The 13,894-nt window shown below is 43.8% G+C and carries 13 protein-coding genes; 4 read left to right on the top strand and 9 right to left on the bottom strand.

Annotated elements, in window-relative coordinates; genetic code table 11:
• The 4 genes from BMX44_RS17170 to BMX44_RS02635 form a co-directional block, all read right to left on the bottom strand.
• Window positions 1–152 (bottom strand): methane monooxygenase/ammonia monooxygenase subunit C (locus BMX44_RS17170; RefSeq protein WP_281246235.1); only part of this gene is annotated, 152 nt, incomplete at its 3' end.
• 371 nt (window positions 153–523) lie between these two features.
• Complete coding sequence (locus tag BMX44_RS02625) at window positions 524–910, bottom strand: response regulator (RefSeq protein ID WP_177167647.1); 387 nt, start codon at window positions 908–910, stop codon at window positions 524–526.
• 807 nt (window positions 911–1,717) lie between these two features.
• Complete coding sequence (locus tag BMX44_RS02630; RefSeq protein ID WP_090627706.1) at window positions 1,718–2,512, bottom strand: inositol monophosphatase family protein; 795 nt, start codon at window positions 2,510–2,512, stop codon at window positions 1,718–1,720.
• Window positions 2,513–2,514: 2 nt separating this feature from the next.
• On the bottom strand, window positions 2,515–3,072 hold the full coding sequence (locus tag BMX44_RS02635) for a thioredoxin family protein (protein ID WP_090627708.1): 558 nt from the start codon (window positions 3,070–3,072) through the stop codon (window positions 2,515–2,517).
• 174 nt (window positions 3,073–3,246) lie between these two features.
• Here BMX44_RS02635 and BMX44_RS02640 point away from each other — a divergent pair, with 174 nt between their 5' ends.
• The 4 genes from BMX44_RS02640 to BMX44_RS02655 all read left to right on the top strand — a co-directional run bounded on the left by BMX44_RS02640 (window position 3,247) and on the right by BMX44_RS02655 (window position 6,440).
• Window positions 3,247–3,990 carry a 16S rRNA (uracil(1498)-N(3))-methyltransferase gene (locus BMX44_RS02640; protein ID WP_090627710.1) on the top strand — a complete coding sequence of 248 codons (744 nt, stop codon included), beginning with the start codon at window positions 3,247–3,249 and terminating at the stop codon, window positions 3,988–3,990.
• A 78-nt stretch (window positions 3,991–4,068) separates the two neighbouring features.
• Window positions 4,069–5,409: an amino-acid N-acetyltransferase gene (gene argA, locus BMX44_RS02645; protein WP_090627712.1), complete on the top strand. Its 1,341-nt coding sequence runs from the start codon at window positions 4,069–4,071 to the stop codon at window positions 5,407–5,409.
• 96 nt (window positions 5,410–5,505) lie between these two features.
• Window positions 5,506–5,778, top strand: coding sequence for an oxidative damage protection protein (locus BMX44_RS02650; RefSeq protein WP_090627714.1), 273 nt, complete (start codon window positions 5,506–5,508; stop codon window positions 5,776–5,778).
• Window positions 5,779–5,795: 17 nt separating this feature from the next.
• Window positions 5,796–6,440, top strand: a complete 645-nt coding sequence (locus BMX44_RS02655) for a CYTH domain-containing protein (RefSeq protein WP_090627716.1) — start codon at window positions 5,796–5,798, stop codon at window positions 6,438–6,440.
• Window positions 6,441–6,559: 119 nt separating this feature from the next.
• On the opposite strand, the gene fba is transcribed toward BMX44_RS02655, so the two are convergent.
• The 5 genes from fba to tkt form a co-directional block, all read right to left on the bottom strand.
• Window positions 6,560–7,624 carry a class II fructose-bisphosphate aldolase gene (gene fba / locus BMX44_RS02660; RefSeq protein WP_090627719.1) on the bottom strand — a complete coding sequence of 355 codons (1,065 nt, stop codon included), beginning with the start codon at window positions 7,622–7,624 and terminating at the stop codon, window positions 6,560–6,562.
• Window positions 7,625–7,733: 109 nt separating this feature from the next.
• Complete coding sequence (gene pyk, locus BMX44_RS02665) at window positions 7,734–9,197, bottom strand: pyruvate kinase (RefSeq protein ID WP_090627721.1); 1,464 nt, start codon at window positions 9,195–9,197, stop codon at window positions 7,734–7,736.
• 17 nt (window positions 9,198–9,214) lie between these two features.
• A complete protein-coding gene (locus BMX44_RS02670; protein WP_090627723.1) occupies window positions 9,215–10,393 on the bottom strand; it encodes a phosphoglycerate kinase in 1,179 nt (392 codons plus the stop codon).
• Between the two features lie 171 nt (window positions 10,394–10,564).
• Window positions 10,565–11,566 carry a type I glyceraldehyde-3-phosphate dehydrogenase gene (gap, locus tag BMX44_RS02675; RefSeq protein WP_090627725.1) on the bottom strand — a complete coding sequence of 334 codons (1,002 nt, stop codon included), beginning with the start codon at window positions 11,564–11,566 and terminating at the stop codon, window positions 10,565–10,567.
• Window positions 11,567–11,630: 64 nt separating this feature from the next.
• Entirely contained in the window at window positions 11,631–13,646 is a 2,016-nt protein-coding gene (gene tkt / locus BMX44_RS02680) for a transketolase (RefSeq protein WP_090627727.1), read from the bottom strand.
• Window positions 13,647–13,894: the final 248 nt, after the last annotated feature.

Consider the following 13,894-nt stretch of genomic DNA (forward strand, 5'->3'; position numbering starts at 1 on the left):
TGCGAATACGCAAATGTACGCTGATACCAGATCCAGAATATCGCTACCGCAAGCATCAGCCCAAGACCTATCTTGTAGTACTTGGAGTCGTACCACAATGACATGTCGTAGTCAGCACTCGCAGCGCCACTCGTTCCCATTGTTGTTGCCATCTTTATTCCTCCTTACTTACTTGTTAATTAATACTACCTTCTCTCGTCTCTAATACTAATTAATTAGTACTGCTCTTTTTACAACAGCTCAAGCGCCTTCCCAGGACACTCTTTATGTTGCGTTCCACAGGCTAGTCGACCTTACACCATAAAGTCAAGTCATTTGTCATAAAATCTCCACTCAAACCATAGGGATTTGGGTTTCGTATAGTATATTCACAAACATAATCATGCCGTTATCATACTCAGCCATTTTCTCAAATTTTATAAATCTGTTTGTGTCGATTCAACTGAATAACTCACGCAGCCCACGTCGCCTGTCCATGTAATTTACAATGATTGTCAGCCTGGTTTTATATATTGTTGCCGAATTACAACGCATGCATTTTGATGGTATGCATTAATTCGTCTTTTGTAAAAGGCTTTACCAAGTATTCATTTGATCCGGCAATACGGCCTTTTGCCTTATCGAACATACCATCCTTGCTCGATAACATAACGACAGGTGTAGATTTAAATCTTGGGTTTTGTTTAATCAATTGGCATGCTTGATAACCGTCAAGCCGAGGCATAACAACATCAATAAAAATAATATCAGGATGATTCTCCACAATTTTAGCCAACGCATCAAAACCATCTGAAGCCAAAATAACTTCACATCCGCAACCATTTAAAAAAATCTCAGCACTACGTCTAATTGTGTTGCTATCATCGACAATAAGAACTTTAATACCTTTCAATGATCCCAGATCATTCACCCGAATACTCCTTCTGCTCTTAAATTGCAAACTACCTATATATAAACAGGCTTGTCACACTTTCAGCGCCACAAAAAAACTCGTATTCTCACTTATACAGTTGCACCACTAGATCGACCATGACGGTAGTATCCTAGCCAACAGTTTCATCTGCTTATAATAGAGTCCAAGGTTCTTATTTGTTTTTGCATCAGCATCAAGCATGATATGGGAAAAACCGAACAGCAACTTCTGCAGACAGGCGATAATACTTGATAGCACTGGCCAGTTTAGCTTTCACTTTGTGTCACATTGACCGAATAAAGTCCTGATTCTTCTGATCCAGCCAGACACGACATGCCAAGCTGATCCCGTAAAAATTAAAGATGAATAAACAAACGGGCGAGCAAGATAGACATCATCCGGATCGTCAGTCTTGGCGTTATAAAAGACCCAGCTCCTCGGTGCCCGCCAGCGGTCTACCGAAATTGTTCATACCTATTTTCGAACCTTGGCTGATCAGACGATAATTCAATCGAAATACAGTCACAGACGTAAAACCTGTCTACTATTCACATTGTTATTCCCTTGGTTGCCAATACCTGCCTTCCACTAGGCTGGCGGCATAGTTTATTTATCTAAAATTGCGTTGAACAATATTGGCAAAATTGAACATTAATTTTGGAAAAGCAACCAATATGATTATTTTCATTCGGATTGTTTTTTTGCGTTTTGTCAGAATAAGTGTGTACATTGAACCAGAATCACTATCCACGTTGAACAACCATAACGCAACACCATGAATGTTAATATCAGCGTCTCATAAATTTATTGATGTTCGCGTACCCACTTACGCCATTGCACAAACAAATTCGCATCCAATGCCGCAATAACAGAACGTCTCCACGGTGAGCCCGCCCAATAATCGTCATGCTCAAAACCAGACATGGCGCCCCCTGCTTCTTCCAGTATCAGACTGCCAGCTGCATAGTCCCATGGTTTCTGACCACCATGTAGATACAAATCAAAAAAACCAGCTGCGGTATAACACCATTCAAGTGCACACGCACCATAATTTCGTTGCGAGGCATACGGCGGGTTTGCTGCAATCTCTATTGCAAGCTTTTTATGCAATCGTTTTAAATCAACATTGGCTATTGCTGTCGATAATGTGGCCGCGTGCTGCTTGATTGGCAAACGTTTATCATTCAGAAATGCTCCACGTCCACGCTCAGCATAAAACATTTCATTCGTCGCAGGATTGTAAATAACACCTAACACGCTTTTACCCTGCCTCATCCAGGCAACTGAAATAGCAAAATAAGGCAACCCATTGAGAAAATTAGACGTACCATCAATAGGATCAATGCTCCACAAACCGTCAGACTCCCCATTGATCCCCTGCAACCATTGCGCGTGCTGTTCTTCCTCTGACATTTCTTCGCCCATTACAGCACCAGGTCTGATTGCGCGAAGCGCGTCAAATAAGGCAGCCTGCGCCGCAACATCAGCGTCAGAATAACTGCTGCCATCTGTTTTTATCCGTCTGGCAACCTGTAAATAGCGCGGCATGACTTCTTCACGCGCAACCTTCCTAACAGCAGCAATGACATCGTTTAGCACGTTTACTCTGTACGCCACTTGATTGAGCAGCCGATACTGGGAATCTGGTCTTCAGGGCCTCTTCCTGTTCTGGCAACCTGTAACATGCCTTCAAACAAATCTCTCCGCACATCTGGCGCAGCAGCTTCTTTGCGCGAAGCATCAAGGCGACCACGATACTGCAGCTCCAGTGCGCCGTTAAAACCAAAAAAATCAGGCGTACACACTGCCCCGTACGCCTTGGCAATTTCTTGTGTCTCATCCCACACATATGGGAATGGATAGTTCAATTCCTTGGCAACGCGCACCATATTATCGAACGAGTCTTCAGGGTAGTCTGCAGGATCGTTCGACATGATCGCAATAGCGTTGATACCATATTGTTTCAATTCGTTGACATCCCGAACCAGTCTATCCTGGATGGCCTTCACATACGGACAATGGTTGCAAATAAACATCACCAGCAATCCTTTTTCACCTTTAGCCGAATCCAAGTTGTGGCGCTTACCGTCAACCCCTAATAAATCAAAATCTAACGCTTTCCAACCAAATTCACATACAGGCGTCTCTAAGCTTGCCATGCTAAACATTCTCCTTAATATCAATTGTACAATTCTAATTCAAACTGCCATATTCTGATTTACCTGCATTATCTGTCAAACCTTTATACAGACGAAACAAATCATATAGCTAATCGTGGTATATTAGCATGAGTACACAAATTGCTTTCGTTACTTATTACATCAATCCGGATTATGCTACCCCGTATTTTTCATACCGGTGATATTTCCGTAGGACAAACTCTTGAACTAGCAACAACTGCAAGCCATCATGCTACCCGAGTACTGCGTACCAGAGTAGGAGATTCTGTTACCCTGTTTAACGGAAAGGGCGGCGAATTCCTAGCACGGATTGTAAGTGCCAAAAAGCTCGTCACCACGGTTACAGTTGACGAATTTATCACAACTGAACGCGAATCTACGCTCACGATTGATCTCGCACAGGCGCTTTGCGTCAATGAGAAAATGGATTTGATCATACAAAAATCCGTTGAGTTAGGCGTCTCTAGCATTCAGCCAATTATTACTACCCGAAGTATTGTACGACTATCCGACGAGCGTGCCAAAAAACGACTAGAGCATTGGCAGCGCGTCATCATCTCGGCCTGCGAACAATGTGGCAGAAATTACGTACCGACAATTTCTCCCTTACTTTCTTTAGTAAAATGGATCGACACCAAAACTACAACCGCATCTGATCATCTGGGTTTCGCACTTTCAGTAACGGGAAATACCACCCTAAAAGATTTGCCTATACCACGATCGACCCCACGCCTGACTTTAGTCGTGGGTCCGGAAGGCGGGTTCACGACAGATGAAGCAGCTATTTTAGAACGTGCAGGCTTTTTGTCTCTGCGTTTAGGAAATCGAATATTGAGAACGGAAACCGCAGCTATGGCAGCAATTGCCGCATTGCAAATGCAATGGGGCGATTTTTAAATATATCTACTCAACATGTCTTGCGCTAAGATTATCTATCCAGATCTCCAACATTAAAGTTCTTAGAACTGATTTTCCATGAAAGTTACTGCAAATTTTGTTGCCTGGTTTCGTTCCGCGGCACCATACATCCATTCCTTCAGAGGAAAAATTTTTGTCATTGGCATCAGTGGCGAAATGGTCACTGATGAAAACTTTATCTTTTTTATTCACGACATAAATTTACTGGCCAGCCTTGGTGTTCGACTGGTATTAGTGCATGGCGCCCGCCCGCAGATCGTTCAACGGTTGAACGAGAATCAATTTAAAATTAATTCAGCAATGGGCATTGACATCACCGATACCGCCTCGTTACAGTTTGCAAAAGAAGCGATCGGTCGTACACATATAGAAATTGAAGCACTGCTTTCCATGGGATTACCTAATTCGCCCATGGCCAATGCAGCCATTCAGGTAGCCAGTGGCAACTTTATTACCGCCTGCCCATTCGGTGTTATCAACGGCGTGGATTTCATGCACACGGGTAAAGTTCGCAAAGTCAATGTTTCTGCTATCCAGAACAGCCTGAATCAAGGTAATGTAATATTAATATCCTCGCTGGGTCATTCACCTACTGGCGAAATTTTTAATTTAACTATGGAAAATGTGGCAACTGAAGTGGCCAGTGCCCTGCATGCTGAAAAACTTATTTTTTTGCTTGATTCGCTTGATCACCATGACGTATCAAGGAAAGATGAAGAACCATCTTTGCCACGAGAACTGACCGTTGCTCAGTGCAGAATGCTTCTTCAGAATGCTGAAAAAACCATATCCGGCTTGAACGCAGAAGTTTTGAAATTGTTATCATACGCCATACAAGCCTGTGAAAAAAACGTTGCTCGCACGCATCTTGTCAGTCGCCACACTGATGGCGCCATTTTGAAAGAATTATTCACCCATTATGGTATTGGCTGCATGGTATCCCGGGAGTCGCTTGAGTCAATCCGCAAAGCACACATTGATGATGTTGGCAGCATTTTACAATTGATCGAGCCACTTGAGACAGAAGGAATATTAGTCAGAAGAAGTCGGGAACTGTTGGAAATAGAGATTTCCCGTTTCATCGTATTTGAACATGACAGCATGATTATTGGTTGCGCTGCGTTATATCCTTTTCACCAGGATGAAATTTGTGAGCTTGCATGCTTAGCTGTTCACCCTGCTTATCGTAATTTAGGCTATGGTAATCGTTTGTTGAAAGCCGTCGAGGAAATTACCATATCTCAAGGCCATGACAAGCTTTTTGTAATGACTACACATGCAACTCATTGGTTTATCGAGCACGGATTTCACGAAGTATCACTGGCAGATCTACCCAAGCTCAAACAGGATTTATACAACTACAAGCGTAAATCCAAGGTATACATGAAATCGCTTTAGCAGCGTAACTAAAACCAAACTTGTATTAACTTATATTTACTCTGACCATCGAAACCACCATAATTACAGGTTTTCAATTTGTTAAGGTGCTAGCAAATGGCAAGAACAGTTTATTGCGTCAAGTTAGGTCAAGAAGCGAAGGGACTGGATTTCCAACCATACCCGGGAGAATTAGGCAAACGCATTTTTGAAAATATCTCTCGAGAAGCATGGGATGAGTGGATCAAGCTTCAGACCATGTTGATAAATGAGAATCGGCTCAATCTTTCCGACAGTAAAGCGCGACAATATCTTGCCGAACAAATGGAGGCCCATTTTTTTGGTCAGGGTATCGAGCAACCAGACGGTTATGTATCGCCGGAAAGCTGAAGCAGTTTTGTCCTGTCATGTCCACAGAAGTCGAACTCAAGCTACGCTTTCCGCAGCGGTTTGCGTCACAGATCAAGCAGTTATCATTATTAAACACTTACAGTATCACTGAGCCATACCAGCAAAACCTGTATAGCGTTTACTATGATACGCCTGATTTCAAATTGAAAAAAAGCCGCATTGCACTCAGGTTGCGTAAAACGGGAGAAAGCTGGATTCAGACAATTAAGAGTGGTGGCACCATTTGCGATGGCCTGCATCAACATCGTGAATGGGAATATCCAACTACTGACTGCAAACTTGATTTCGCACAGCTAACCGATCAAAAGATCAAATATTTTTTTTCTGACCGGAAGCTTTGCCAGTCGTTACAGCCAGTTTTTGTAACTGACTTCGATCGAACCACTTATTTGCTTGGACCAGCAGAAAATTTCAAGCTCGAGTTTTGTATTGATGAAGGGTTTATTACAACAAAACAACCCGATTCAGACCTTTCTGAACCGATCTGCGAGATTGAACTGGAATTGAAATCCGGTAGCAAGGCTCAATTACTCCAGTTTTCAGAGACATTGAAGAAATACTGCCCTTGCCCGCTTATTCCGGAAAACAAAAACAAAGCAATGCGGGGGTATGCTTTACTTCTGAAAAAACCAGGCTCCTAACACACAGCGGAGAACCCAACACATAAGTTATGGATTCTCCGTTATTTTCTCATTTCCACGCAAGATAGAAATATTAGCGTGAAAATATAGACAGTCAAAAAATTTGAACGTTATACTTGTTACTTGATAACAGGATCTAATTCACCCTTAGCATAGCGTGCCGCCATATCATCAAGTTGGATTGACTTAATTTTGCTTGCTTGTCCAGCACAACCAAATGCCTCGAAACGTGCTTTACAAATCGCCTGTGCTGCAACAGTCGCTTCCTTGAGAAACTTACGTGGATCAAAATTACTTTTATCCTGATCCAGATGCCGTCTAATCGCACCTGTCATCGCCAAACGAATATCAGTATCTATATTGACTTTGCGAACGCCATTTTTAATACCTTCCTGGATTTCTTCAACCGGCACACCGTAAGTTTCTTTGATGTCGCCGCCATATTTACGGATTATTTCCAGCCAATCCTGTGGTACGGAACTGGAACCATGCATAACTAAATGAGTATTTGGAATGCGCTGATGTATTTCTTTGATACGATTGATTGCGAGAATATCACCTGTTGGTTTGCGGGTAAATTTGTAAGCACCGTGAGAAGTACCAATTGCAATTGCCAGTGCATCCACACCTGTTTTCTTGACAAAGTCGGCAGCTTCCTCTGGATCTGTCAGCAACTGATCGTGAGACAGTTTTCCTTCAGCGCCGTGCCCGTCTTCTGCTTCACCCATACCGGATTCCAGAGAGCCGAGACAACCCAACTCTCCTTCAACAGAAACTCCCACCGAATGTGCAATATTTACAACCTCAGACGTCACATTGACGTTGTACTCATAGGATGCCGGCGTCTTTGCATCAGCTTCCAAGGAACCATCCATCATAACACTTGAGAAACCACTGCGAATCGCATTAACGCAAACAGAAGGAGACGCACCATGATCTTGATGCATCACAATTGGAATATGCGGATACGCCTCAACAGCCGCTGCAATCAAATGACGTAAAAAAGGCTCACCTGCATATTTCCTGGCGCCGGCAGACCCCTGCATGATAACCGGGCTATCACATTCATCAGCCGCCTGCATGATTGCATGGATTTGCTCGAGGTTGTTTACATTGAACGCGGGCAATCCATAATCGTTCTCCGCGGCATGATCCAATAATTGTCTTAATGATACAAGTGCCATTTATCTCTCCTTCACAAGATTTAAAAATATGTTAATGGTTCAGTCTGTATATCAATTATTAATACTTTTGCATTTGACAAAACGGCCTGGCATGCATAATACCTATCGATTATGCATTTTCCATGACCGCGTCTTCTTCTTTTGTAATACTTTCACCTACTTTGATTATTTTCATCGTATTGGTTCCTCCCGCTTTACCGATTGGTTCACCAATAGTCATTACCATGATATCCCCGTTACGCACGATTCCTCTATTAGATAACTCCTTTTCCGCAAGCTCGAGAATTTCTTCGGGATCATTCAGTCCCTCTCCGAACTCGACCGGGTAAACACCCCTGAACAGCGTCACCTTACGGCGGGTGCTTTCGTGCGGACTTAACGCTACAATAGGTACCTTGGAGCTTCTGCGGGACATGAGTAATGCTGTCTCGCCACTCTGAGTCAATGCGGCAATAGCCCTAATTTTCAGACCTGTTGCTGTAAACATAGTGGCCCGGGCGATTGCTTCTTCTATCGAAGCAGGTGGTCTGACTGGCTGGCGCCTGTCAACATTCACAAGATATTCCTTTTCCGCCTCCAAACACACGCGCGCCATCGCCGCAACCGATTCAATTGGATATTCGCCTGCTGCCGATTCCGCCGAGAGCATGACGGCATCAGTACCATCCAGGACTGCATTCGCCACATCAGAAACTTCCGCACGGGTCGGGATTGGACTTGTTATCATTGATTCCATCATTTGTGTCGCAGTAACAACCACTTTGTTATTGCTTCGCGCTGCACGAATCATTTTTTTTTGAAGCGCGGGTACTGCGGCGTCCCCGACTTCAACAGCAAGATCACCTCTTGCAACCATAATCGCATCAGATGCATCTATAATGTCATCTAATGCCAAAATTGCTTCTGATCGCTCTATCTTTGCCATGATCAGGCTTTTTCCACCAGATGCCAGCATCATTTCGCGAGCATTTCTTATATCATCACCTGAACGTACAAAAGAAACCGCCAGAAAATCAGCATTCATTTCGGCAGCCACTTTAATGTCTTCTATATCTTTTGCCGTCAATGCGGGCGCGCCCAGTCCACCACCCTTGCGATTGATTCCTTTGTTATTTGACAGCACACCACCCTGTTCCACGATGCAAAAAACCTGATTATCCTGGACTTTAGTCACAGTCAAAACAATGCGACCGTCATCCAGCAGCAAGGTTGCTCCGGATTCTACGTCATTAGGTAATTCTTTATAATCAAGACCTACTCTTTCTTGATTACCTAACGCGCAGGCTGCATCCAGGATAAACGGGTCGCCAATTTTCAGTCTGATTCTATTCTGTTCAAATTCACCAATTCGTATTTTTGGTCCTTGCAGATCTACCAGAACCCCCACTGTTCTTCCAAGAGATTGAGCAATTGAGCGCGTCAACTCGGCATGCTTCAGGTGCTGTTCACGAGATCCATGCGAGAAATTGATCCGCACCACATCCACCCCCGCCTGTATCATGCGTTCAAGCACTTTAGGATTCGCACAGCTTGCTGGGCCAAGTGTGGCAACAATTTTTGTTCTGCGGATCATTACAGTAATTTCTGGGATTATCTAGCGCGCTGCTCAAGTATTTCTACAGCCGGCAGTTTTTTACCCTCCAAAAACTCAAGAAACGCCCCACCGGCTGTTGATATATATGACACCTTGTCATATATATTGTATTTTTGAATTGCCGCTATCGTATCGCCACCACCTGCAAGTGTAAATGCATTCGTATCCGCAATAGCCCGTGCAATTTTCTCGGTGCCCGCACCAAATTGGTCAAACTCGAACACGCCGACAGGTCCGTTCCAAACCACGGTACCCGCATTCATAATAATGTCAGCAAGGGTTTGCGCACTTTTAGGACCAATATCAAAGATCATATCATCATCAGCGACGGCTTCTGAATCTTTTAAAATCGCAGGTTCATTTGAATCAAATTTTTTTCCAACCACTACGTCAACTGCAATGGGTATGGATGCGTTTCGTTTGTTCATTTTTTCCATGAGCGATCTGGCCGTGGAGACAAGATCATCTTCACATAATGATTTCCCGATATTTTTTCCAGTCGCTCTTAAAAACGTATTAGCTATACCTCCACCAACGACCAGCTGGTCGACCTTTTCCGATAATGATTCAAGCACGGTCAGCTTTGTAGATACTTTCGACCCGCCCACAATAGCAACCATGGGTCTTGCCGGATCATGAAGCGCTTTCGTCAGGGCTTCAAGCTCTTCAGTCAATAAAATGCCCGCACAGGCGACAGGAGCATACTGAGCTATACCATACGTTGAAGCTTGCGCTCGATGTGCAGTACCAAATGCGTCCATCACAAAAACATCGCACAAGCTTGCATATTTACGAGCCGTTTCGTCTGAATTCTTTTTCTCGCCCTTATTGATACGACAATTTTCCAATACGACCAGCTCGCCTTCTGCGACTTCAAAACCGCCATCCATCCAATCTTTTATCAGGCGTACAGACTTATTTAACCGGGCAGCAATATTATCAGCAACAGGTTTCAAGGAATTCTCTTCAGACCACTCTCCCTCTTCCGGACGCCCTAAATGAGACGTCACCATTACCCTTGCACCAGCATTCAGACAATAATTGATTGTAGCCATCGAGGCAGTAATACGCGCATCTGAAGTTACCTTACCTTCTTTGACAGGCACATTCAGATCAGAACGAATAAAGACACGTTTTCCCTTGAGGTCAAGGTCTACAAGTTTGATAACAGACACGGCGAACTCCAGATTTATCCTAAAATGAATAAAGGATAGCTTTTGCTACCCTTTACTATTATCGATTCACGATCTTAACCGCTTGGCAGATTGGATTCGATAATTTACCGAGTATCCTCAGGCATCATCGATTATCTTTTTTTCTCTGCCAAGTCACGGCATATATATTAATTACTTGCCGGCAATGGTGCGCACCATTTCCAGCAGCTTGGTCGAATAACCCCATTCGTTATCATACCAAGCGACTACTTTTACGAAACTTCCATCTAATGCCATACCCGCCTCCGCATCAAAAATCGATGTACAGCTTTCACCACGGAAATCGGTAGAAACAACCTTTTGATCGGTGTAGCCCAAAACACCTTTCATTTCACCTTCTGAGGCATCTCTCATAGCTTTACAGATATCGTCATAAGATGCATCCTGTTTTAACTCAACCGTCAGATCAACTACAGACACATCAGATGTCGGCACGCGAAACGCCATACCTGTTAATTTTTTGTTTAATTCAGGAATAACGACACCAACCGCTTTGGCTGCACCAGTCGATGAAGGAATAATATTTTCGAGAATACCGCGACCACCACGCCAGTCTTTATTAGACGGGCCATCGACCGTTTTCTGCGTAGCCGTAGCTGCATGAACTGTTGTCATCAAACCACGTTTAATTCCAAATTTATCATGCAAGACCTTGGCAACAGGCGCTAGACAGTTTGTTGTACATGAAGCGTTGGAAACAATGGCTTCGCCATTATATGTCTTATCATTTACACCATATACGAACATGCGTGTATCATCCTTTGAAGGCGCTGACATAATAACTTTCGTAGCGCCAGCAGTCAGATGTTTTTGACAGGTTTCCTGTGTCAGGAAAAGACCCGTTGACTCAACCACAACTTCCGCACCAACTTCATTCCATTTTAATTCGGCAGGATCTTTAATGGCTGTTAGTCGTATTCGCTTGCCATTCACGATCAGTGTATTGTCATCAACCGATACTTCCCCCTGGAATCGTCCATGAACCGAGTCATGCTTAAGCATATAAGCAAGGTAATCCGGTTCTAGCAAATCATTTATCGCAACCACCTCAATATCAGGAAAATTCTGTACCGCTGAACGAAATACCATTCGCCCAATACGACCAAACCCATTAATACCCACCTTTATTGTCATACCTAAAAACTCCTTAATTAAAAGTCTATTATGCGCACATATATAAAGTCTTAATCAAATGCTGTTAAAGCACTTCTTTGACTGTTTTAACAACATTTGCAACAGTAAATCCAAAGTGCTCAAATAATACATTTGCTGGTGCTGACTCGCCAAAGGTATCAATACCGACAACACCACCTTCCAACCCGACGTATTTACGCCAAAAATCCGTCACACCTGCTTCAATCGCCACGCGCACTATATTACGAGGCAATACACTTTCTCGATAAGCTTGGTCTTGACGATCGAATAATTGTGTACATGGCATGGAAACCACTCTTGCGTGTATACCCTCTTTTACCAGTGCTGCCTGCGCCTGCATCGCCAGTCCAACTTCCGAACCAGTTGCAATAAGGACTACCTGGGGCTGTCCGCTTTCAGCTTCTGACAAGACATAGCCTCCTTTGTCAATCAGTTTGATCGTCTCATCATCGCGTTTCTGAAACGGCAGGTTCTGTCTGCTGAATATTAATGTGGATGGTCCGGTCGTTCGTTCTATTGAACGCGCCCATGCAACCGTTGATTCAACGGTATCACAAGGTCGCCACACATCCATATTTGGAATCAAGCGCAGTGTTGCGGTTTGTTCTACAGGTTGATGTGTTGGTCCATCTTCACCGAGGCCGATCGAATCATGTGTAAATACAAATAAATTCCGAATTTTCATCAGCGCAGCCATGCGTAACGCATTGCGCGCATATTCTGAAAACATCAGGAAGGTCGCACCATAAGGAATCAATCCTCCGTGCAATGAAATACCATTCATGATAGCGCTCATGCCAAATTCACGCACGCCGTAGTAAATATAATTCCCGCCCGATTCGTTGCTCACACCTTTTGATCCTGACCATAATGTCAGATTTGAACCAGCCAAATCAGCAGAACCTCCTATGAGCTCGGGCACTATTGGCGCCAAACCCTCTATTGCATTTTGAGAAGCTTTCCGGCTGGCAATAGTTTCCGCTTTACCGTTAACTTCATTAATCACAGCATCAATATGACTTGTCCAATTTGGAGGTAATTCGCCTGCCATGCGCCGCTTGAATTCTGCAGCTTCAGACGAATATTTTTTTGCGTATTCAGCTAATTTTTGATTCCACTCATCTTCGAGTTTTCTGCCTTTTTCCCGCGCATCCCATGCGCTGTATATCTCTTCAGGAATTTCAAAAGGCGGATGATGCCATCCAATATGCGGCCTTGCAGCTTCAATCTCAGCCTCGCCAAGGGCTGCGCCATGGACGGCATGTGTATTTGCCAGATTTGGGGAACCGAGACCAATGACCGTCTTACAACAAATCATGGTTGGTTTATCATTAACCTGTTTAGCAGCTTCTATTGCTGCCTCAATCGCGACAGGATCGTGACCATTCACATCAGGCACAACATGCCAACCGTAAGACTCAAATCGCTTCGGCGTGTCATCAGTGAACCAGCCTTCTACATGACCATCAATCGAGATACCGTTGTCATCGTAGAAGCAGATCAACTTGCCCAGGCCCAACGTACCGGCCAGCGAACAAGCTTCATGGGAAATGCCTTCCATAAGACAACCGTCACCCAGAAAGACATAAGTATAGTGGTTGACAATATCAAATCCCGGTCGATTGAACTCAGCAGCCAGTATCTTTTCTGCAATTGCCATTCCGACGGCATTAGTGATGCCTTGACCTAGTGGTCCCGTCGTTGTCTCAACACCCGGTGTATAACCATATTCCGGATGACCCGGTGTTTTGGAATGGAGTTGACGGAACTTTTTTATTTCTTCCATCGGAAGATCGTACCCGGTCAAGTGCAACAATGCGTAAATCAGCATAGAACCATGACCATTTGACAATACGAAACGGTCACGATCAACCCACTTGGGATTTTCAGGATTATGCCGGAAATGATGTATCCACAATACCTCAGCGATTTCAGCCATCCCCATTGGCATCCCGGGATGACCCGAATTGGCCTTTTGCACGGCATCCATGGCCAATGCCCTTATCGCACTGGTCATGTTCTTAAATACCGGCTCATCAAAATCTTTGAATGTATCCATTGATACGTGCTCCCTTTTAATTATTCCTTTTATATTTATAAATCTCTTAAAACCTGAATTCTTCGTGTAAGAAAAATTAATGCTGGCAATTACTACTGCACAATTCCAAACACCAACATTTGCACACGCCGGCCCATGCAGCCAAAACGAATATTATCGCTTAAGATGATTGATGAGACAACAACTAAAAGCTTAATTTAATGAATTAAATTAAAGCGGCATCTACATCGGAAACCATCAGTAAATTG

The sequence above is a fragment of the Nitrosomonas marina genome, from assembly GCF_900110145.1.
Classification (GTDB): domain Bacteria; phylum Pseudomonadota; class Gammaproteobacteria; order Burkholderiales; family Nitrosomonadaceae; genus Nitrosomonas; species Nitrosomonas marina.